Source organism: Streptomyces sp. NPDC001852, from assembly GCF_042891825.1.
GTDB lineage: Bacteria > Actinomycetota > Actinomycetes > Streptomycetales > Streptomycetaceae > Streptomyces.
Genome location: NZ_JBIATN010000009.1, coordinates 167,118 through 188,010, shown reverse-complemented (window position 1 = coordinate 188,010; position 20,893 = coordinate 167,118). Strand labels below are relative to the sequence as shown.

Annotated in this window: 16 protein-coding genes; 10 read left to right on the top strand and 6 right to left on the bottom strand. The window is 72.2% G+C overall.

The window, feature by feature from the left end; translation table 11 throughout:
- Positions 1-58: 58 nt before the first annotated feature.
- Positions 59-367, top strand: coding sequence for a co-chaperone GroES (gene groES, locus ACFYZB_RS17845; protein WP_039652762.1), 309 nt, complete (start codon positions 59-61; stop codon positions 365-367).
- 116 nt (positions 368-483) lie between these two features.
- A complete protein-coding gene (gene groL, locus ACFYZB_RS17840; protein ID WP_351210465.1) occupies positions 484-2,109 on the top strand; it encodes a chaperonin GroEL in 1,626 nt (541 codons plus the stop codon).
- A gap of 75 nt (positions 2,110-2,184) precedes the next feature.
- Here the strand turns inward: groL and ACFYZB_RS17835 are convergent, their stop codons facing one another.
- The 3 genes from ACFYZB_RS17835 to ACFYZB_RS17825 all read right to left on the bottom strand — a co-directional run bounded on the left by ACFYZB_RS17835 (position 2,185) and on the right by ACFYZB_RS17825 (position 4,627).
- Positions 2,185-2,892 (bottom strand): ester cyclase, encoded by a 708-nt coding sequence (locus ACFYZB_RS17835; RefSeq protein WP_388759326.1) that lies wholly within the window; start codon positions 2,890-2,892, stop codon positions 2,185-2,187.
- Between the two features lie 77 nt (positions 2,893-2,969).
- Positions 2,970-3,743 (bottom strand): SDR family NAD(P)-dependent oxidoreductase, encoded by a 774-nt coding sequence (locus ACFYZB_RS17830; protein ID WP_388759324.1) that lies wholly within the window; start codon positions 3,741-3,743, stop codon positions 2,970-2,972.
- A 215-nt stretch (positions 3,744-3,958) separates the two neighbouring features.
- Positions 3,959-4,627, bottom strand: coding sequence for an MOSC domain-containing protein (locus ACFYZB_RS17825; RefSeq protein ID WP_388759322.1), 669 nt, complete (start codon positions 4,625-4,627; stop codon positions 3,959-3,961).
- 80 nt (positions 4,628-4,707) lie between these two features.
- On the opposite strand from ACFYZB_RS17825, the gene ACFYZB_RS17820 reads away from it, so the two are divergent.
- The gene (locus ACFYZB_RS17820; RefSeq protein ID WP_388759320.1) at positions 4,708-5,607 is read left to right on the top strand and encodes a LysR family transcriptional regulator; all 900 of its coding nucleotides are present in this window, start codon (positions 4,708-4,710) and stop codon (positions 5,605-5,607) included.
- Between the two features lie 109 nt (positions 5,608-5,716).
- On the opposite strand, the gene ACFYZB_RS17815 is transcribed toward ACFYZB_RS17820, so the two are convergent.
- Positions 5,717-6,046: a WhiB family transcriptional regulator gene (locus ACFYZB_RS17815; RefSeq protein WP_351210476.1), complete on the bottom strand. Its 330-nt coding sequence runs from the start codon at positions 6,044-6,046 to the stop codon at positions 5,717-5,719.
- A gap of 380 nt (positions 6,047-6,426) precedes the next feature.
- Between ACFYZB_RS17815 and ACFYZB_RS17810 the strand changes: the two genes are divergently transcribed.
- From ACFYZB_RS17810 to ACFYZB_RS17795, 4 genes are all read left to right on the top strand, one after another.
- Complete coding sequence (locus ACFYZB_RS17810) at positions 6,427-7,038, top strand: response regulator transcription factor (protein ID WP_003948568.1); 612 nt, start codon at positions 6,427-6,429, stop codon at positions 7,036-7,038.
- Positions 7,039-7,767: 729 nt separating this feature from the next.
- On the top strand, positions 7,768-8,355 hold the full coding sequence (locus ACFYZB_RS17805; protein ID WP_030641278.1) for a sigma-70 family RNA polymerase sigma factor: 588 nt from the start codon (positions 7,768-7,770) through the stop codon (positions 8,353-8,355).
- A gap of 164 nt (positions 8,356-8,519) precedes the next feature.
- On the top strand, positions 8,520-10,025 hold the full coding sequence (guaB, locus tag ACFYZB_RS17800) for an IMP dehydrogenase (protein ID WP_388759317.1): 1,506 nt from the start codon (positions 8,520-8,522) through the stop codon (positions 10,023-10,025).
- A gap of 145 nt (positions 10,026-10,170) precedes the next feature.
- Complete coding sequence (locus tag ACFYZB_RS17795) at positions 10,171-11,295, top strand: GuaB3 family IMP dehydrogenase-related protein (RefSeq protein WP_388759315.1); 1,125 nt, start codon at positions 10,171-10,173, stop codon at positions 11,293-11,295.
- A 61-nt stretch (positions 11,296-11,356) separates the two neighbouring features.
- Here the strand turns inward: ACFYZB_RS17795 and ACFYZB_RS17790 are convergent, their stop codons facing one another.
- Both ACFYZB_RS17790 and ACFYZB_RS17785 read right to left on the bottom strand, forming a co-directional pair.
- Positions 11,357-11,899: a hypothetical protein gene (locus tag ACFYZB_RS17790; protein ID WP_388759313.1), complete on the bottom strand. Its 543-nt coding sequence runs from the start codon at positions 11,897-11,899 to the stop codon at positions 11,357-11,359.
- Between the two features lie 135 nt (positions 11,900-12,034).
- Positions 12,035-13,243, bottom strand: coding sequence for a nucleotide sugar dehydrogenase (locus tag ACFYZB_RS17785; RefSeq protein ID WP_388759308.1), 1,209 nt, complete (start codon positions 13,241-13,243; stop codon positions 12,035-12,037).
- 277 nt (positions 13,244-13,520) lie between these two features.
- On the opposite strand from ACFYZB_RS17785, the gene ACFYZB_RS17780 reads away from it, so the two are divergent.
- From ACFYZB_RS17780 to ACFYZB_RS17770, 3 genes are all read left to right on the top strand, one after another.
- A complete protein-coding gene (locus tag ACFYZB_RS17780; protein WP_388759306.1) occupies positions 13,521-15,230 on the top strand; it encodes a glycerol-3-phosphate dehydrogenase/oxidase in 1,710 nt (569 codons plus the stop codon).
- A gap of 231 nt (positions 15,231-15,461) precedes the next feature.
- Positions 15,462-17,561 (top strand): serine/threonine-protein kinase, encoded by a 2,100-nt coding sequence (locus ACFYZB_RS17775; RefSeq protein ID WP_388759304.1) that lies wholly within the window; start codon positions 15,462-15,464, stop codon positions 17,559-17,561.
- 163 nt (positions 17,562-17,724) lie between these two features.
- The gene (locus ACFYZB_RS17770; RefSeq protein ID WP_388759302.1) at positions 17,725-20,811 is read left to right on the top strand and encodes a protein kinase; all 3,087 of its coding nucleotides are present in this window, start codon (positions 17,725-17,727) and stop codon (positions 20,809-20,811) included.
- Positions 20,812-20,893 lie beyond the last annotated feature (82 nt).

Below are 20,893 nucleotides of genomic sequence, written 5' to 3'. Positions count from 1 at the left end.
CCTGGTCGCCACCTCAGACAGTTAACCCCGTGAGATCTCCGAAGGGGGAGGTCGGATCGTGACGACCGCCAGCTCCAAGGTTGCCATCAAGCCGCTCGAGGACCGCATCGTGGTCCAGCCGCTGGACGCCGAGCAGACCACGGCCTCTGGCCTGGTCATCCCGGACACCGCGAAGGAGAAGCCCCAGGAGGGCGCCGTCCTCGCCGTGGGCCCGGGTCGCTTCGAGAACGGCGAGCGCCTTCCGCTCGACGTCAAGGTCGGCGACGTCGTCCTCTACAGCAAGTACGGCGGCACCGAGGTGAAGTACAACGGCGAGGAGTACCTCGTCCTCTCGGCTCGCGACGTCCTCGCGATCATCGAGAAGTAGACCCACCTCGAAGTTCCTTCAGCTGCGCCCCTGGCCCCCGCGACCGATAAGAAGCCGGGCGTCCGGGGCGCAGTTGTCTTACCACCCAATAGATTTCCGAGAGGGCTCCCGCTGTCATGGCGAAGATCCTGAAGTTCGACGAGGACGCCCGTCGCGCCCTCGAGCGCGGCGTCAACAAGCTGGCCGACACGGTGAAGGTGACGATCGGCCCCAAGGGCCGCAACGTCGTCATCGACAAGAAGTTCGGCGCCCCCACCATCACCAACGACGGTGTCACGATCGCCCGCGAGGTCGAGATCGAGGACCCGTACGAGAACCTCGGTGCGCAGCTGGTGAAGGAGGTGGCGACCAAGACCAACGACATCGCGGGTGACGGCACCACCACCGCCACCGTGCTCGCCCAGGCGCTCGTGCGCGAGGGCCTGAAGAACGTCGCCGCCGGCGCCTCCCCGGCCGCCCTGAAGAAGGGCATCGACGCCGCCGTCAAGGCCGTCTCCGACGAGCTGCTCGCCTCGGCCCGCCCGATCGACGAGAAGTCCGACATCGCCGCCGTCGCCGCGCTGTCCGCCCAGGACCAGCAGGTCGGCGAGCTCATCGCCGAGGCGATGGACAAGGTCGGCAAGGACGGTGTCATCACCGTCGAGGAGTCCAACACCTTCGGTCTGGAGCTGGACTTCACCGAGGGCATGGCCTTCGACAAGGGCTACCTGTCGCCGTACTTCGTGACGGACCAGGAGCGCATGGAGGCCGTCCTCGACGACCCGTACATCCTCATCAACCAGGGCAAGATCAGCTCCATCCAGGACCTGCTGCCGCTGCTGGAGAAGGTCATCCAGGCCGGCGCCTCCAAGCCGCTGCTGATCATCGCCGAGGACGTCGAGGGCGAGGCCCTGTCGACCCTGGTCGTCAACAAGATCCGCGGCACCTTCAACGCCGTCGCGGTGAAGGCCCCCGGCTTCGGCGACCGCCGCAAGGCGATGCTGCAGGACATGGCGATCCTCACCGGCGCCACCGTCATCTCCGAGGAGGTCGGCCTCAAGCTCGACCAGGTCGGCCTGGACGTGCTCGGCTCCGCCCGCCGCGTCACCGTCACCAAGGACGACACCACGATCGTCGAGGGTGCCGGCAAGCAGGAGGACCTGACCGGCCGCGTCGCGCAGATCAAGGCCGAGATCGAGAACACCGACTCCGACTGGGACCGCGAGAAGCTCCAGGAGCGCCTCGCCAAGCTGGCCGGCGGCGTGTGCGTGATCAAGGTCGGCGCCGCCACCGAGGTGGAGCTGAAGGAGAAGAAGCACCGTCTGGAGGACGCCATCTCCGCGACCCGCGCCGCGGTCGAGGAGGGCATCGTCTCCGGTGGTGGCTCCGCCCTGGTCCACGCCTCCAAGGTCCTCGAGGGCAACCTCGACAAGGCCGGCGACGAGGCCACCGGTGTCGCGGTCGTCCGCAACGCCGTGGTCGAGCCGCTGCGCTGGATCGGCGAGAACGCCGGCCAGGAGGGCTACGTCATCGTCTCCAAGGTCAAGGACCTGGAGAAGGGGCAGGGCTACAACGCCGCCACCGGCGAGTACGGCGACCTGGTCAAGGCCGGCGTCATCGACCCGGTGAAGGTCACCCGCTCCGCCCTGGAGAACGCCGCCTCCATCGCCTCCCTGCTGCTCACGACCGAGACCCTGGTCGTCGAGAAGAAGGAAGAGGAAGAGCCGGCCGCCGCGGGCCACGGCCACGGCCACGCCCACTGAGGCACCGTACTGCTGAGGCCCGGCGCCCTTCGGGGTGCCGGGCCTTCGCCCTGTCCGGACGGGCGAGAAGAGCCTCTACTGCTCCAACTCGTCCAGCGCGCCCAGCTGTTGCATCAGCCCCAGCTGGTCGTGCTCCCACCACATCTCGGCGATCTTGCCGGCGTCCGTGAGGCGGAACAGCGTCATCCCGGTCATGGTGACCTGCCGTCCGGTGCCGGGGATGCCCAGGAAGTCGCCCTTGTGCGTGGCGTTCCAGGTCCACCGTGCGCAGGCCCGGTCGCCCTGGTCGAGCACGTCCTCGACCGTGAACGCGAAGTCGAAGCCCCCGCGCCACATCCGGAACTCGGCGCGGGCGTTGTCCAGCCCGATGGTGGCCTGGGGATTCACCGGATCGTGGCTGTGGATGTCCTCGTCCAGCAGGTCGTTGAGCGGTGGCAGTTCGCCCGGGGTCACCAGCGCCGCGAAGAACCGCCGCACGGTGTCCTCGGCCGGCCGCTCGTCCCGCACGACGTCCAGATCGATGAACGTCGGCATCTCGTCGCACAGGGCGACCATGTCGTGGAAGATCTTGTCGGTCTCCGGCAGGTTCGAGTTCCGCATCGCCTCCTCGTACGACGGGAACTCCACCACTTCGACGATGTGCGCCGCGTCCGAGCGGTCCTTGCCGACCAGCGCGTGCGTCGCCGTCCGCTTTCCCCTGGTCTGCTCGACCCAGTCGTCCATGAGCCGGTTCATCTCGTCCAGCCGGCTCGTCCTGCACTCGATGAGCTGTACGAAGGTCATGACGCCGCCTCCCGGCCCCCCTGGCCCGGTTTCCGTCACGCTCATTTTCGCACCGGGACGGCAGCGCCACCCGTCCGCTACTGGGGCCCGTACTTGCGCCCGGTCCGGGAGGAGATCCCGCTCATCAGCCCGCGCGGGGTGACCTTCACCAGGCCCATCAGCGCCTTGTAGCGCGGGTCCGGGATCGACAGGGACTTTCCGCGGGCCAGGTCGGACAGGGCCGCCGCGACCAGTTTGTCGGCGTCCAGCCACATCCAGCCGGGGATGTTGTCCGTACCCATGCCGGCCCGCTGGTGGAACTCGGTGCGCACGAAGCCGGGGCACAGGGCCATCAGGCGGACACCGCTGCCGGCGAGGTCCTTGGCGGCGCCCTGCGTGAACTGCACGACCCACGCCTTGGACGCACCGTAGGTGCCCCGGGGGACGAAGGCGGCCACGGAGGCGACGTTGACGACGCCGCCCCGGCCCCGCTCCCGCATCGCCCCGGTCGCCGCCGAGGTCAGCCGGAGCACCGCCTCGCAGTGCACCTTGAGCATCTTGAGCTCGTCGGCCATGGGCACCTCGAGATAGCGGCCCTTGTTGCCGAAGCCGGCGTTGTTGATCAGCAGGTCGACCGGGTTCTTCCGGTCGCCGAGGCGGTCGGCCACCGTCTCGATGCCCTTGTCCTCGGACAGGTCCGCCGTCAGCACCTCCGCCTCGATGCCGTGCCGGTCGTGCAGTTCGGTCGCCTGTTCGCGCAGCCTCCTGGTGTCCCGCGCCACCAGGACGAGGTCGTGCCCGTCAGCCGCCAGCCGCCGCGCGAACGCGGCACCGATCCCCGCGGTCGATCCCGTAATCAGAGCCGTTGTCATGGCCCAAGGGTATTGACCCGGAGCTTGCGCGTCCGCTCCCCTCGGACACGGGAGTTGGCCGGCACGGGTCCCGGGCGACGCCGTACGGAGGAGTGTATGGGCCCTCGTGGGGCGGACCTGAGCAGCGCAGGCCCCCCGCCCTGCCCCGGGCCTGCCGGTCGGACCCGTCATCCCGCTCGGTGGGCCGGTTCGCCCCGGTCGCGGCTGACGGGCCCTCAGCCGGCTTGTTCGGCCACGTACTTGCGGGCCTTCTCCAGCGCCTCCGGGTGCAGCGCCGCGCCCGCCGCGAGGAGCCCCGGCAGCAGTTCCCGCTCGGTGGTGACCGCGCGGAACTGCGTCGCCGCCGTCACCCCGTGGTCCGGCCGGTGCACGATCTCGATGGCGTCGCCCGCCCGTATCTCACCCGGTTCGATCACCCGGAGGTAGGCACCCGTTGCGCCCTTCTGTGTGAACCTCTTGACCCAGGCGCGTTCGCCCAGATGGCCCTGGAACGTGCGGCACGGGATCCGGCCCGAGGTCACCTCCAGGACCAGGCCGGAACCGATCCGCCAGCGCTCGCCGATCAGCGCCCCGGAGACGTCCACCCCGGCCGTCGTCAGGTTCTCCCCGAAGCAACCGTTGGCCAACGATCGGCCGAGTTCGCGCTCCCAGTCGTCCAGGTCCTCGCGCGCGAAGGCGTACACCGCCTGGTCGTCCCCGCCGTGGTGCCGCAGGTCGCACACGGCGTCGCCGGCCAGTCCGCTCGCGCCGACGCCCTTGGGGCCCGGCGCCGCCACCCGCACCGGCCCGTCGGCCGGCTTCTTGTCGATGCCCGTCACACCCTCCGCCTGGTCCGTGTACGGCACCGGCTGCGGGCGGCCCAGATTGACCGAGAGAAGCTTCATGAACGCACGGTACGGGACCGAACCTCAAAGCGTCGAGCGAATATTACGCATCATCCCCAAGCTGCCCTTATGATCTAAGGGTGATCGAGGCCCGTCATCTCCGCGTCCTGCGCGCCGTCGCCGCCACCGGCTCCTTCTCGGCGGCGGGGCGTGAACTGGGCTGCACCCAGCCCGCCGTCAGCCAGCAGATGAAGGCCCTGGAGACCTCGGTCGGCACCCCGCTGCTGATCCGCAGCGGCCGCGAGATGCGACTGACCCAGGCCGGAGAGGCCCTGGTCAGGCATGCCTCCGGCATCCTCGCGGGGCTCACCGCGGCCGAGGAGGAGGTCGCCGCCATCGCGGGCCTGAGGGCCGGCCGGGTCCGGCTGGTCTCCTTCCCCAGCGGCAGCTCCACCCTGGTCCCCACCGCCCTGGCCGCCCTGCGCGCCGCCCACCCCGGCACCCGCGTCTCCCTGGAGGAGGCCGAGCCCCCGAAGTCGGTCGAGCTGCTGCGCGAGGGCGACTGCGACCTGGCCCTGGCCTTCCGGTACGCGGGGGCGGCGGTCGCCGAGGACTGGGACGACCTGGTCGTGCGGCCCCTGCTGACGGACCGTCTGGTGGCGCTGGTGCCCGAGCGGCACCGGCTCGCGCGCGCGGAGAGCGTCGCCATCGGCGAGCTGGCCCAGGAGCCCTGGATCGCGGGCTGCCCGCGCTGTCGCGGTCAGCTGGTCGAGGTGTGCGAGGGGGCCGGTTTCACCCCGCGCATCGACTTCGCCACGGACGACTATCCCGCGGTGGTCGGCCTGGTCGGCGCGGGCCTGGGCGTCGCCGTGCTGCCCCAGCTGGCGGTGGAGTCGGTACGGCCCAGAGGTGTCCGCACGGTACGGCTGGAACCGGCGGTACGGCGCGAGATCGTCGCCCTCACCCTGCCCGACCTGGCCCAGGTGCCGGCCGTGGCGGCGACGCTGGAGCAGCTGGCCCGGGCCGCGGGGCGCGGCTAGCCGGGCGACGGCAGAGTCAAGGGCACGCGCGCTGGTGTGGCGTGCCCTGGTGGAGGGGAAGCGGGCGCACCCGCTGGACCCGGTGGCCCGTGGGTGCAGAAACGTTCCTTCAGTGATTCGGGGCGGTGTCCGCGCCGGCGGCCGAGGCCGTCACCAGGCGGTTGCGCGCGCGCCCCATCAACTCCTCACGCTCGTCCTCGGTCAGGCCGCCCCACACGCCGTACGGCTCGCGTACCGCCAGCGCGTGCGCCGCGCACTCCGCGCGGACAGGGCACCTCATGCAGACCTCCTTGGCCGAGTTCTCGCGAGCGCTCCGAGCCGCCCCGCGCTCGCCCTCGGGGTGGAAGAAGAGCGAGCTGTCCACGCCGCGGCAGGCAGCCAGCAGCTGCCAGTCCCACAGGTCCGCGTTCGGTCCGGGAAGGCGGGAGAAATCTGCCATTACGTGACCCCTTGTAGCCGTTCAGAGCGGATACGGTGCCATCGACCGTACATCTCCGGTCTAAGGAGATGAAAATATGACTCATTGCGAATCTAGCCGCGGACACCACGAAACGGGAAGAAAAGGAGCCAAACGGGGCATAGTTGTGATGAAAAGTTGAGGGTCTGCTGTCCATGTCTGCACCGTGTCGGGACCCTCACGTAGAGTGCCGAAGACGGCACGTAGCCCCGTAACTCTTTCGAGTGACCGTCGTTGAGAGTGCGGAGGCGGTTGAAAACACAAGCGCTCGGGCAGGCGTCCGAGACGGTCGACCGCACAGGTGACGATTCCGTACCAGCCTGGAGGCTCAAGGTGACGCGCATCAGCTGCGGAGGGCGGTCATGACATCCGTCCTCGTCTGCGACGACTCCCCGCTTGCCCGAGAAGCGCTCCGCCGCGCGGTCGCGACCGTGCCCGGTGTCGAGCGTGTGACGACGGCGGCCAACGGCGAGGAAGTCCTCCGCCGCTGGGGCGCCGACCGCTCCGACCTCATCCTGATGGACGTGCGCATGCCCGGCCTGGGCGGCGTGGAAACCGTGCGCCGGCTGCTGTCCGCCGACCCCGGCGCGCGCATCATCATGCTCACCGTCGCCGAGGACCTCGACGGCGTGGCCCTCGCGGTCGCCGCCGGCGCCCGGGGCTACCTGCACAAGGACGCCTCGCGCGCGGAGCTGCGCGCCACGGTGACGCAGGCCCTCGCCGACCCGACCTGGCGGCTGGCCCCGCGCCGGCTCCGCTCGGCCGAGATGGGCGCCGCGCCCACGCTCACCGCGCGTGAGATCCAGGTCCTGGAGGGCATGAGCCACGGCCGGTCCAACGCCGAGATCGGCCGCGAGCTCTTCCTCTCCGAGGACACCGTCAAGACGCACGCGCGGCGCCTGTTCAAGAAGCTCGGTGCCTCGGACCGGGCCCACGCGGTGGCGCTCGGCTTCCGCTGGGGACTGGTCCGGTAGCCGGTGCCCAGCCCTGCGGGGCAGGCGGATGCGCATCCCCCGGGCCGGACGAGCCCGCGCTTCGGCGACGCCGTCGGTCCCGGGGTCGTAGCCGTGGAGTTCGAGGTCGTGGCTCGGTCCCGAGGTCGTACCGCCGTACCCGTGTGTCCTGGCGGCACGCGCGCGTGCGCGGAAGCGCCCTGTGGCTCCGCCCACGTGCGGGTGTGCGCCCCTGCGTGGCCTGGGCGACCGCGCCCGTCGGCTCCGGTGTCGCGCCGGCGCGTCCCGGTCCGCTCGCCGAGGTGGGCGCCGGTGAAGTGTCCTGACAGAGGTTCCGGTTGCCCGCGGACGCGGCCGTGACGTGCCCGCGCGGGGTGGACCCGGTCACACCCGGGGAGCCGCGAGGCGGGCGGTCGGCCGCACGCGCGAACGGAGATCCACTCCGGCAACACCCGTGGTCGGCGCCGCCCGCCGAGGCACGGAACGTACAGGGCCGGGCTGCCGGCGCCCCCGGCGTACGACCCGACGGGGCGCCGCGGCGGGCGGTGCACACGTCGGCCCGGGGGGCGCGCGCTGCTCGTTTCGGCGCGGATGCCGCATCCTTGAGGTGTGGAGTCTCTCGGGGACGAGTCGGTCGAGCGGAAGGGGAGGGCGCAGGAGATGAGTGCCGGCGCGCCTGCTCATAACGCTTCGGTGCACAACCACGAGCACAATGCGACGGACCGGACGGCCGCAAGGCACCATGGACCGATGCGCGACGACGAGGCGGGCACGGCCCACGGGGCGATCGGTGCGCTCGTCCATCGCGCCGTCGACGGTGACGAGCAGGCCACGCACGATCTGCTCGCCCATGTCCACCCGCTGGCGCTGCGCTACTGCCGCACCCGGCTGTCCCGGCTGCCCGGCGACGCGCGTCACTTCGTCGAGGACCTCGCCCAGGAGGTCTGCGTCGCGGTGCTGCTCGCGCTGCCCCGCTATCGCGACACCGGCCGCCCCTTCGAGGCGTTCGTCTTCGCCATCGCCTCCCACAAGGTCGCCGACCTGCAGCGCGCCGCCATGCGCCACCCGGGTTCCACGGCGGTGCCCTCCGACGAGATGCCGGAGCGGCCCGACGACTCCCTCGGCCCCGAGGAGCGCGCCCTGCTCAGCAGTGACGCGGAGTGGGCCAAGAAGCTGCTGGCCAACCTGCCCGAGAACCAGCGCGAACTGCTCCTGCTGCGTATCGCCGTGGGCTTGACCGCGGAGGAGACGGGGCAGATGTTGGGAATGTCACCCGGCGCCGTCCGGGTCGCCCAGCACCGGGCATTGAGCCGCCTCCGCGCGCTCGCCGAGCAGTAACAGCCTTGTACGAAGCCCCTGCAGTTCCCTTCGGTGAACAGGCACGCTTCCGCTTCCGTACGAACATACGAAGCCTGAAGTCACCCCGTACCGTGGAATTTGCTAGCGATGCTTCCCGTTAGCATGGACATCCGCACCGATCAAGGCCATTTGGGGAAGGTGTCATGACTGCCAACGTCGACGGAGTGCCCGGTAAATTCGCGACACTCGGGCTGACCTACGACGACGTGCTGCTGCTGCCGGGCGCATCCGAGGTGCTCCCCAACGCGGTCGACACCTCGTCCCGCATCTCCCGCAACGTCCGGGTGAACATCCCGCTGCTGTCGGCGGCGATGGACAAGGTGACCGAGTCCCGTATGGCGATCGCGATGGCCCGGCTCGGCGGCGTCGGCGTGCTGCACCGCAACCTGTCCGTCGAGGACCAGGTCAACCAGGTCGACCTGGTGAAGCGGTCGGAGTCCGGCATGGTCACCGACCCGATCACGGTGCACCCGGAGGCCACGCTCGCCGAGGCCGACGCCCTGTGCGCGAAGTTCCGCATCAGCGGTGTTCCGGTCACCGACCCGGCCGGCAAGCTGCTCGGCATCGTGACCAACCGCGACATGGCCTTCGAGAGCGACCGCAGCCGCCGCGTGCACGAGGTCATGACCCCGATGCCGCTGGTCACCGGCAAGGTCGGCATCTCCGGCCCCGAGGCCATGGAGCTGCTGCGCAAGCACAAGATCGAGAAGCTGCCGCTGGTGGACGACGAAGGCGCCCTCAAGGGCCTGATCACGGTCAAGGACTTCGTCAAGGCCGAGAAGTACCCCAACGCCGCGAAGGACGCCGAGGGCCGGCTCCTCGTCGGTGCCGCCGTCGGCGCCAGCCCGGAGGCGCTGGAGCGCGCCCAGGCGCTCGCCGAGGCCGGCGTGGACTTCCTGGTCGTGGACACCTCGCACGGCCACAACAGCAACGCGCTCAGCTGGATGTCCAAGATCAAGTCGAGCGTGGGCGTCGACGTGGTCGGCGGCAACGTCGCCACCCGCGACGGTGCCCAGGCGCTGATCGACGCCGGTGTGGACGGCATCAAGGTGGGCGTGGGCCCGGGTTCCATCTGCACCACCCGTGTGGTCGCCGGCATCGGTGTCCCCCAGGTCACCGCCATCTACGAGGCCTCCCTCGCGGCCCGTCCCGCCGGTATCCCGCTGATCGGCGACGGCGGCCTGCAGTACTCCGGCGACATCGGCAAGGCGCTGGCCGCCGGCGCCGACACGGTGATGCTCGGCAGCCTCCTCGCCGGCTGTGAGGAGTCCCCGGGCGAGCTGCTCTTCATCAACGGCAAGCAGTTCAAGTCGTACCGCGGCATGGGCTCGCTGGGCGCCATGCAGTCCCGCGGCCAGGGCAGGTCGTACTCGAAGGACCGCTACTTCCAGGCCGACGTGACCGCCGACGAGAAGCTCGTGCCCGAAGGCGTCGAGGGCCAGGTGCCCTACCGCGGTCCGCTGGCCAACGTCCTGCACCAGCTCGTCGGCGGCCTGCGCCAGACCATGGGTTACGTCGGCGCCGCCACCATCGACGAGATGGAGTCCAAGGGCCGGTTCGTACGGATCACCTCGGCGGGCCTGAAGGAGAGCCACCCGCACGACATCCAGATGACGGTCGAGGCGCCGAACTACAGCACCAAGGGCTGAAACGGCGTCCCCACGCGCGCGTGACGGACATCGACGGCGGCTCCGGAACCTCCGGGGCCGCCGTTGCCGTACCTGCGGAGGGCTTCTGTCGTACCCGTCGGCGATACTGGAAGGCGCTGCAACGCATAGGGAAAGGCCTAGAGACGTGACTGAGATCGAGATCGGGCGCGGCAAGCGCGGCCGCCGGGCGTACGCCTTCGACGACATCGCCGTCGTCCCCAGCCGCCGTACGCGGGACCCGAAGGAGGTCTCGATCGCCTGGCAGATCGACGCCTACCGCTTCGAGCTGCCCTTCCTGGCCGCCCCCATGGACTCCGTCGTCTCCCCGGCCACCGCGATCCGCATCGGTGAGCTCGGCGGCCTGGGCGTGCTGAACCTCGAGGGCCTGTGGACGCGCTACGAGGACCCGCAGCCGCTGCTGGACGAGATCGCCGAGCTGGACGCGGACACGGCCACGCGCCGGCTGCAGGAGATCTACGCGGCCCCCATCAAGGAGGAGCTGATCGGCGCGCGCATCAAGGAGGTGCGCGACTCCGGCGTGGTCACGGCGGCCGCGCTCTCCCCGCAGCGCACCGCCCAGTTCTCCAAGGCGGTCGTGGACGCGGGCGTGGACATCTTCGTCATCCGGGGTACGACGGTCTCCGCGGAGCACGTCTCGTCCTCGCACGAGCCGCTGAACCTGAAGCAGTTCATCTACGAGCTGGACGTCCCGGTGATCGTCGGCGGCTGTGCCACCTACACCGCGGCCCTGCACCTGATGCGGTCCGGCGCGGCCGGCGTCCTCGTCGGCTTCGGCGGCGGCGCCGCGCACACCACGCGCAACGTGCTGGGCATCCAGGTCCCGATGGCCACGGCCGTCGCCGACGTGGCCGCGGCCCGCCGTGACTACATGGACGAGTCCGGCGGCCGGTACGTGCACGTGATCGCGGACGGCGGCGTCGGCTGGTCCGGCGACCTGCCCAAGGCGATCGCCTGCGGCGCCGACGCGGTGATGATGGGCTCCCCGCTGGCCCGCGCCACGGACGCGCCCGGCAAGGGCCACCACTGGGGCATGGAGGCGGTCAACGAGGAGCTGCCCCGCGGCAAGAAGGTCGGCCTCGGCACGGTCGGCACCATCGAGGAGATCCTCACCGGTCCGTCCCACACGCCCGACGGTTCGATGAACTTCTTCGGCGCCCTGCGCCGCGCGATGGCCACGACCGGCTACAGCGAGCTGAAGGAGTTCCAGCGGGTCGAGGTGACCGTGGCGGACAGCCAGCACCGCCGCTGACGCGGACGACGCGAAGGGCCCGGCCATCCGTGCGGTGGCCGGGCCCTCGTGCGTGCGTGCCCTACGCGGCGGCCTTCTTGGCGCCCGAGAACGCGGCGAACGCGGCGATGGCGAAGAAGACGAAGGTCAGCGGGTCGACGTCCTTCTTCCACACTTCCTGGACCACGTCGATGTGCTGGAAGAACAGCTCGTTGAAGCTCACCGGAAGCTGCTTGGTGATGATCATGGCCTCGCCCACCAGCTGGCCGAGGTAGACCGCGCCGAGCGCGAGGAGCCCGCTCACGACGGGCAGGGCGGGGTTGCGGCCGCCCGCCTTGCCGGCCGCCAGACCGATGACGAAGCCGACACCGACGGCCGCATAGCCGATCTCGTGCTTGGTGGCGCCGATGACGACGCCGTAGAGCGCCGCGGCGGCCACGGCGGCGACGACCGCGGCGAGCACACCGAGGGCGACGTTGTTCCGGCCCGGCGCGGGCGGCACCGGCGGGGCGAAGGCGCCCGGCTGCGGCGGGTACGGCGCACCGGCCGGTGCCTGCTGCGCGTACGGGTTGCCGTCGACCGGACCGGACTGCGGCGGCTGCGGCGGTGGTACTGACTGGCTCATGACAGAGATCCCCCCGAGTGGAGCACAACTGAAGATCAGAAACAGAAGAGGCTCGCTCACCTGTGCGGCGAGTCCGGGGGAGACTAACAGCCGGGGACGACAACGCCCCCGGCTGTTTTCCGTTCGTGACCGGGCTCAGAGCCGGTGCGCCGCCCCCGTGGGCGTGGCCCCGCGCGTGTCCAGCAGCAGCTGGGCCTTCACCGACAGCCCCTGCAGGTCGTACGTGCGGTGCTGCTGGAGCAGGATCGTCAGGTCGGCGTCGGCGGCGGTCTCGTAGAGCGAGTCGGCGCGCGGGACCGGGCGGTCGAGGACGTTCCAGGAGGCCACGAGCGGGTCGTGGTAGCTGATGGACGCGCCCAGCTCCATCAGCCGGATCGCGATCTCCTGGGCCGGTGTGCCCTGCAGGTCGGCGAGGTCGGGCTTGTAGGTGACGCCGAGCAGCAGCACACGAGCGCCGCGGGCGGACTTGCCGTGCTCGTTGAGGAGCGTGGCGGCGCGCTGGACGACGTACCGGGGCATCCTGCTGTTGACCTGCTGGGCCAGCTCCACCATCCGCAGGGTGCGGGTGGCGTGGCCGGTCAGGTCGTGCGGGACGCCGTGCCCGCCGACGCCGGGTCCGGGGCGGAACGTCTGGAAGCCGAAGGGCTTGGTCTCGGCGCAGCGGATCACGTCCCACAGGTCGACGCCCAGCTCGTGGCAGAGCACGGCCATCTCGTTGACCAGCGCGATGTTGACGTGCCGGAAGTTGGTCTCCAGCAGCTGCACCGTCTCCGCCTCGCGCAGCCCACGCGCGCGTACCACCTTGTCGGTGACCCGGCCGTAGAAGGCGGCCGCCGACTCGGTGCACGCCGGGGTGAGGCCGCCGATGACCTTGGGGGTGTTGGCGGGGACGTGGTCGCGGTTGCCGGGGTCGACCCGGCTGGGCGAGTAGGCGAGATGGAAGTCCCGGCCGGCGCACAGCCCCGATCCCTCCTCCAGCAGGGGGCGCAGGAACTCCTCGGTCGTGCCGGGCAGCACCGGCGACTCCAGGATGACGGTGGTGTGCGGGCGCAGCTGCTGGGCGAGGGCGCGGGCGGCCGCCTCCACCTGGCCGAGGTCGAGTCCGCCGTCGGCGCCGCGTGGGGTCGGCGCGCAGATCACCGCGGTGCGCACCCGGCCGAGCTGGGCCGGGTCGGTGCCGGGCCGGAAGCCCGCGGCGTGCATCCGGCGCAGCTCGGCGGCGCTGAGCGAGCCCACCTCGGGGCCGGTGGCGTAACCCACGGTGGGGATGCCTGCGGCGACGGCGGCCTGGGCGAGCGGCAAGCCGTAGGGGCCGAGTCCGATGACGGCGAGGTCTGCGGGCATGGCTGGGCGTCCTTCCCCATAGCCGAAGCGGGACAGGCACGCAACCGCTGAGACAGGATGAGCGCGTGCAATGTCAGACTAGGTACAGATATGACAGTTATCTGTGATTGTGTTCGTGTGTCTTCCGAGGGTTGTGCGTGAGTTGTCCACAGGTTGGGAACCCGTGGTGGCCGAAGTCGGGCAAGCCGGTCAGAATTTGGGCATGAGCAGGGGATGAACCGGGCTTCGCCCACCGGGTGCGGCCGACGCGAGCGGGTCTGCGACAGCGGGAGGCAGCGTGAGGACAGCGACTCTGGGGCCGGCGCAGCGCGCCGAGGCACTGGCGGCGATGGCGGAGCGGGAGCTCGACGTGCTGGTGATCGGCGGCGGAGTCGTCGGTGCCGGCACCGCGCTGGACGCCGTCACGCGCGGCCTGTCCACCGGTCTCGTCGAGGCCCGCGACTGGGCGTCCGGCACCTCCAGCCGCTCCAGCAAGCTGATCCACGGCGGTCTGCGCTATCTGGAGATGCTCGACTTCGCGCTCGTGCGCGAGGCCCTGAAGGAGCGCGGACTGCTCCTGGAGCGGCTCGCCCCGCACCTGGTCAAGCCGGTGCCGTTCCTGTACCCGCTGCAGCACAAGGGCTGGGAGCGGCTCTACGCGGGCTCGGGGGTCGCGCTCTACGACGCGATGTCCATGGCCCGCGGACACGGCCGGGGCCTGCCCGTACACCGTCACCTGAGCCACCGTCACGCCCTGCGCGTCGCCCCCTGCCTGAAGAAGGAGGCCCTGGTCGGCGCCCTGCAGTACTACGACGCCCAGATGGACGACGCCCGCTTCGTGGCCACGCTGGTGCGCACCGCGGCGTCGTACGGCGCGAAGGCGGCCAACCGCGCGCGCGTGACCGGGTTCCTGCGCGAGGGCGAGCGGGTGGTCGGGGCCCGGGTGCAGGACGTGGAGGGCGGCGGGGAGTACGAGATCCGCGCCCAGCAGATCGTCAACGCGACCGGGGTGTGGACCGACGACACGCAGGCCATGGTGGGGGAGCGGGGCCAGTTCCACGTGCGCGCCTCCAAGGGCATCCACCTGGTCGTGCCCAAGGACCGCATCCACTCCAGCACCGGCCTGATCCTGCGCACCGAGAAGTCCGTCCTGTTCGTCATCCCCTGGGGCCGGCACTGGATCGTCGGCACCACCGACACCGACTGGAGCCTGGACAAGGCCCATCCGGCCGCGTCCAGCGCCGACATCGACTACCTGCTGGAGCACGTCAACTCGGTGCTCGCGGTGCCGCTCGGCCGCGACGACGTACAGGGCGTGTACGCCGGTCTGCGCCCGCTGCTGGCCGGCGAGTCCGACGCCACCAGCAAGCTGTCCCGCGAGCACACGGTCGCCCACCCGGTGCCGGGACTCGTGGTCGTGGCGGGCGGCAAGTACACCACCTACCGCGTGATGGCGAAGGACGCCGTCGACGCCGCGGTGCACGGCCTGGACATGCGGGTGGCCGACTGCGTGACGGAGGAGACCCCGCTGCTGGGCGCGGAGGGGTACCAGGCGCTGTGGAACGCGCGCGCCCGGATCGCGGCCCGCGCCGGACTGCACGTGGCCCGGGTCGAGCACCTCCTGAACCGCTACGGCTCCTTGGCCGAGGAGGTCCTGGACCTCATCACCGCCGACCCCGGTCTCGGCCGGCCCCTGCAGGGCGCCGACGACTATCTGCGCGCCGAGGTGGTGTACGCCGCCTCGCACGAGGGCGCCCGGCACCTGGACGACGTGCTCACCCGCCGCACCCGCATCTCCATCGAGACCTTCGACCGCGGCACCCGCAGCGCCCGTGAGACGGCCGAGCTGATGGCACCGGTCCTCGGCTGGGACAAGGACCAGATCGAGCGCGAGGTCGAGCACTACGAGAAGCGGGTGGAGGCCGAGCGTGAGTCCCAGCTCCAGCCGGACGACCAGACGGCGGACGCGGCGAGGCTGGGCGCGCCGGACATCGTCCCGCTCGGCTGAGCAGGGCCCGTCCGGCTGAGGAGGGTCCCTGGCCCGTCCCGTCGGCAGAGCAAGGCCCGCCTCCGGTCCCGTCGGCAGCCGAACGTCCGTCACTCCCGTGGGGAGAAGGGCTGTTTCGCCCTGCTTCCGGCACGTTGGCCCGGCCGTGGGTGAGGGGCACCCTGGGCGCTCGGCACTTGTCGGGTGAGAGACAATGGAGGCTCTGTCAGGGCGGGTTGTATGAGGGGACGCATGTCGGAGGCGGAGCGGGCGGGTACATCTCGTCAGGGGACTCGTCAGGACAAGAGCGAGCGTCGTCTCCTCGCCGGGCGGTACCGGCTGGGAGACGTGCTGGGCCGGGGCGGCATGGGCACGGTCTGGCGCGCCGAGGACGAGACCCTGGGCCGGACGGTCGCCGTCAAGGAACTGCGGTTCCCGTCGAACATCGACGAGGAGGAGAAGCGGCGCCTGATCACGCGCACCCTGCGCGAGGCCAAGGCGATCGCCCGGATCCGCAACAACAGCGCGGTGACGGTCTTCGACGTGGTCGACGAGGACGACCGGCCGTGGATCGTCATGGAACTGGTGGAGGGCAAGTCCCTCGCCGAGGTCATCCGCGAGGACGGCCTGCTGGAGCCGAGGCGCGCCGCGGAGGTGGGGCTCGCCGTCCTCGACGTGCTGCGCTCCGCGCACCGCGAGGGCATCCTGCACCGGGACGTGAAGCCGTCCAACGTGCTCATCGCCGAGGACGGCCGGGTCGTGCTCACCGACTTCGGCATCGCGCAGGTCGAGGGCGACCCGTCCATCACCTCCACCGGCATGCTCGTCGGCGCCCCCTCCTACATCTCCCCCGAGCGTGCCCGCGGCCACAAGCCGGGACCGGCGGCCGACCTGTGGTCGCTCGGCGGCCTGCTGTACGCGGCGGTCGAGGGCGTGCCCCCGTACGACAAGGGCTCGGCGATCGCCACGCTCACCGCGGTGATGACCGAGCCCCTGGGGGAGCCCAAGAACGCGGGCCCGCTCAGGGACGTCATCCACGGCCTGCTCACCAAGGACCCGGCCAAGCGGCTCGATGACGCGGCTGCCCGGGTCATGCTCAACGCGGTGATCCACAAGCCCGAGCCGGAGCCGATGGACGCCACGCGGGTGGTGCCGCTGCCGCCGCAGCCGGACACGTCCGACGGCAGGCGGAGCGAGGAGGCCGGGGAGAAGCTGCGCGGTGCGCTGCGTTCGGTCCGCAAGGCGGCCGGGGCGGCCACGGCAGCCGCGTCCGCCCGGACGAAGAGCGGCGGCGACACGGCCGCGCCGGGCACCGGTGAAGCCGCGGGCTCGGGCGGTGCCGCCGCCGACGGGGCGCGTCCTGCCGCACAGGGCGGGGCGCGACCGGCTTCCTCCGGTGGGGCCCGGCCGGCCTCTTCCGGCGTCGCCTCCGGTGGGGCGGGCGCCCGGTCCACGGGGGGACAGGCGGGTCCTGCCGCCCGCGGCTCCGGTGCCTCCGGTGGAGCGGGTGCGCCGAACTCCAGCACGAACAAGCCGAGTTCGGGCTGGCCCGTGGTGCCGCCGCCGGACCTGGACCTGCCGCCGCGGCCGGTGCCGAGGGCGCCGCTGACCGACGTGGTGCCCAAGCGCACGCTGGTGATCATCGCGGTGGTCGTCTTCCTCGCCGTGCTCGGCACCGTCCTGGCCATCGCGCTGAGCGACGACGGCAAGGACGGCAAGAGCAGCGGGGCCGGGGCGGCGGCGAGCGCCAGTGCCTCCACCGAGCAGGACAAGGGCGGCAAGAGCACGGGCAGCGGGGCACGGGCGGGCGGGGCGAGCCCGTCGTCGGGCGGCACCGGATCCGCCTCGGGCTCCGCCGTCGACGCGAGCGCGTCCGCCGACGGCTCCGGCAAGTCCGGTGCCAAGGGCGGCGGGAGCGCGCCGGTGGTGTCGACCCGCAAGGGCGGTCAGGGGTACTCGATCGGGCTGCCCAAGGGCTGGTCGTACACGTCCACCGTCGGTGCGGGAGACCGCTACACAGGTCCCGACGGGCAGAAGCTGCTCATCGGCTGGACCGGCAGCCCCAAGAGCGACCCGGTGGCGGACTGGGAGAACCAGGAACGCGGGATGGTGCGCGATCAGTACCACCGGATCCGCATAGAGAAGGTCGACTACCGCGGCTGGAACACCGCCGACTGGGAGTTCACCTATGTCGACGGCGGCACCGAGTACCGCACCATCGACCGTGGGTTCGTGGTCAACGGCCATCTCGCTTACGGACTGATGTACACCGCGAAGGCCGCGGACTGGGACGGCGCGCTGCGCAAGGACACATGGAAGACGCTCACGGACTCCTTCGAGCCCAAGTCGTAGCGGCCGGGCGCCGGTTTGGGGCGTGAGAATCCGTCATCCACTCAGTGCGGGTTGCCTCCGGCACGTATCGTGAATGGTTGCGGACCGTACGCAGCCGGAGGTGTGTGCGAAACGGGTCGTGAGGCGAACGGATGTGACCAACCGGGCGGCCGGGGGAGGCAGTGTGGACGACTACGCGGGTCGGGTGCTCGCCGACCGCTACCGCCTGCCGTTGCCGCCCGCCGACGCGTACGAACTCACCGAGACCCGCGCCTTCGACACCTACAGCGGCCAGGAAGTGCTCGTCCGGCAGGTGCCGTTGCCGGAGGTCGTCGAGGCCGAGGTGCTCGACGCGGAGGGACTGCCCGAGGGCTTCACCGCGCGTGAGCGCGGGAGCCGGCGGACGCCCGCGGACGCCCGGACCGCCACCCGGCGGCCCGCCGACCCGGCGGTACGGCGTGCCGTCGAGGCGGTGCAGGCCGCGGCCCGCATCCCCGACCATCCGCGCCTCGACCAGGTCTTCGACGTGTTCGCCGAGGGCGGTTCGCTGTGGATCGTCAGCGAGTTGGTGGCCGCGCGCCCACTGGCCGCGCTGCTCGCCGAGCAGCCGCTGTCGCCGTACCGGGCCGCCGAGGTCGCGGCCGACGTGCTCATGGCACTCCGGGTGCTGCACGCCCATGGCTGGGTGCACCGCAACATCACCGCCCGCACGGTGCTCGTCTGCGAGGACGGCCGCGTGATGCTGACCGGCCTTGCCGTCGGCGCCGCGGAGGAGGCGCTGTGCGGGTACGACCCGGTGCCGCCCCAGGAAGGACTCGAAGAGGGGACCGGCGGGCGCACGGAAACCGGCTCGGCCGCGCCGGGCACCGCTCCCGGGGCCTCGGCTCGGGCTTCCGGCGGCTTGGGGGATCCTGCGGGGGCGGGCGGTGGCCCGGCTCAGGGGCCGGGGGCCGCTCGTGGGGCTGCGGGCGACTTGGGCGCTTCCGCGGGGGCGAGCGGTGATCAGGGCGTGCCTGTGGGGCCGGGCGGTGCCCTGGATGTGCCTGCGGGTCGGGGCGGTGGCCTGGGGATGGCTCCGGGGCCGGGTGCGCCGGGAGCGGGACGTGGGCCCGGCGGGACTTCCCTCGTCGGGACCTCCGGGGGTTCCTCCGGTTCCGGCGACCGGCCGGGGGGTGCCGCCGGAGCAGGCGGAGTGCCTTCCGCGGACGTCGACCCCGAGGCCGCGCGCCGGGCCGCGATCCAGGCAAGGGCGGCCGGAGGGCTGCCGGTGCCGGGGGCGAACGGGGTATCCGGCGGGACCGGTGCGCCCGGCCCGGCGGGGCAACGGCCCCTGGAGAACGGCGCGGACATCCGTGCCGCCCGCGCCGGGGCCATCGCCGCGTACCGCGCGGGCGCCCGGGCCGCCGCACGGGTGCAGGAGGCCCGGCAGAGCGGGCGCGCCGCCCTGCCCGGCGCCCGGCCGCCCGAGGACGACGCCGGTGCCACCCGGGCCGACGGCACGCCGCAGCCGCCGTACCCCGGCGGTCCGGCCGCGACCCCGCCCGGACGGATCGCCGACCCCTACGGAGTGCAGGGCGCCCCCTGGCACGGCGCCTCCCCGCGCCCGGCTGCCGACGGCGCCTCCTCGGCCCTGAGCGGCGGCCCCCAGCGCCCGGGGCTGTCCCCGGCGAGCCCGCGCCAGGCACACCCGTCCGTCCCGGGCCAGGCCCCCGCCACCGCCTCCCGGACCGGCGGCGCCCCCCGCCGTCACGGCTCCGACCTGCCCCCCTACGGCACCGGCCCGACCCCGTACGACGCCGGACCGGCTCACCGCGACCCCCACCCCCCTGCGCACGCCATCGGCCCCGCCCAGCAGCACGGGGCGTACGCGACCGACGGCGCCCCCCAGCTCCTCCCCTCGCAAGCCCCGCAAGGCCCCCACGCCCCCGCTCACCCCGGCACGCCGCTGCCCCCGCACGCCGCCGACGGCGGCACCGCCCACCGCCGCTGGAACGACCCTCGAGAGGCCGGTGGCCGGTGGGGGCCCGGGAGCGCTCTGGCGGTCGAGCGGGCGCGGCAGGTGCGGATGACCGTCGTGGGGCCGGTGACCGAGCGGTGGGCGCCGGAGCAGGCCTATCCCGTGCACGAGAACTGGCAGCTGGCGGCGCCGATCGGCCCCGCGACCGACCTGTGGGCGCTCGGTGCGCTGCTGTTCCGGGCCGTGCAGGGACATGCGCCGTACCCGGAGGAGTCGACGGCCGAGCTGGTACAGCTGGTGTGCGCCGAGCCGCCCGCCTTCGCCGAGGAGTGCGGCCCGCTCCGGCCGGTCGTGGAGTCGCTGCTGCGCCAGGACCCCACCGAGCGGCTGGACTTCGAGGAGCTGAACGGCTGGCTGCGCTCGCTGGTGCGCTCCGCGCCCGAGCCGGACGCCGGCACCCATGTCGTACCCGTGCCGCCCGCCGACCCGAACCGGCTGCCGATCGTGCGGCGCCGCGGCGAGCTGGTGCGGATGCGGCGACGGCGCGCCGGACTGCCCGAGGTCCATCCGCACGGCCGGCACAAGCGCGCGCGGGCCCCGGAGGAGCCGCGTTCGCCGCGCAGGCTCGGCCGGACGCTGCTTGTGCTGGTCCTGCTCCTGCTGGCCGGCGCGATCGCGTACGCGATGCTGTTCATGCCCAAGCAGGGGCGGAGCGGGGCCGCGGGCGGCGACCGCACCGGCAGCGCGGGCGAGGCCGCTCCCGCGCCCTCGGCCACCCGGCAGCCCTCCCCGCAGCAGAGCGGCAGCCCCTCCGCGTCCGCGCCCGCCACCGAGCCACAGACCGGCGGCGACGCGTCCGTCGCCGGCGGGTTCACCCTGCGCAAGGATCCGGAGGGGTTCCAGGTCGCCGTCGCCGAGGGCTGGGACCGCACCCCGAAGAACGGCAGCGGCCAGGTGGTCTACACGCACGGGAACTTCGAGCTGATCGTCGTACCCGGACGGGACAGCGCCTCGGCCTACGGCAGCGACCCGATGACCTACCAGCGGGACAAGGAGAGCGAGCTCCAGCCCTACCGCGACTCCAGCTGGGCCACGGCCACCGGCCTGAGAACCATCGAGGTGGGCGGGCGGACCATGGCCGAGGGGCAGTTCACCTGGACCGACGGCCAGGGCCGCGACCTGTTCGTGCGCAACATGGCGATCCTGCTGAACGGCCGCTACCACGTCATCCAGGTGCGCGGTCCCGAGGCCCAGCGCGATCAGGTGACACAGCTCTACGAGCAGGCCACGACGACGTACCGCTACACGGGTTGAGCGCCCCGTATACCGGTTGACCGATCCTGACCGATTCCGGCGGCGACAACCGTCACAGTGCTGTCACCTTGGGACCCCGCCG

Coding starts and splice junctions, on each gene's coding strand:
- groL (WP_351210465.1), top strand. CDS start 484: ATGGCGAAGATCCTGAAGTTCGACGAGGACGCCCGTCGCGCCCTCGAG.
- ACFYZB_RS17835 (WP_388759326.1), bottom strand. CDS start 2,892: ATGACCTTCGTACAGCTCATCGAGTGCAGGACGAGCCGGCTGGACGAG.
- ACFYZB_RS17830 (WP_388759324.1), bottom strand. CDS start 3,743: ATGACAACGGCTCTGATTACGGGATCGACCGCGGGGATCGGTGCCGCG.
- ACFYZB_RS17825 (WP_388759322.1), bottom strand. CDS start 4,627: ATGAAGCTTCTCTCGGTCAATCTGGGCCGCCCGCAGCCGGTGCCGTAC.
- ACFYZB_RS17815 (WP_351210476.1), bottom strand. CDS start 6,046: ATGGCAGATTTCTCCCGCCTTCCCGGACCGAACGCGGACCTGTGGGAC.
- ACFYZB_RS17810 (WP_003948568.1), top strand. CDS start 6,427: ATGACATCCGTCCTCGTCTGCGACGACTCCCCGCTTGCCCGAGAAGCG.
- ACFYZB_RS17805 (WP_030641278.1), top strand. CDS start 7,768: ATGCGCGACGACGAGGCGGGCACGGCCCACGGGGCGATCGGTGCGCTC.
- guaB (WP_388759317.1), top strand. CDS start 8,520: ATGACTGCCAACGTCGACGGAGTGCCCGGTAAATTCGCGACACTCGGG.
- ACFYZB_RS17790 (WP_388759313.1), bottom strand. CDS start 11,899: ATGAGCCAGTCAGTACCACCGCCGCAGCCGCCGCAGTCCGGTCCGGTC.
- ACFYZB_RS17785 (WP_388759308.1), bottom strand. CDS start 13,243: ATGCCCGCAGACCTCGCCGTCATCGGACTCGGCCCCTACGGCTTGCCG.
- ACFYZB_RS17775 (WP_388759304.1), top strand. CDS start 15,462: ATGTCGGAGGCGGAGCGGGCGGGTACATCTCGTCAGGGGACTCGTCAG.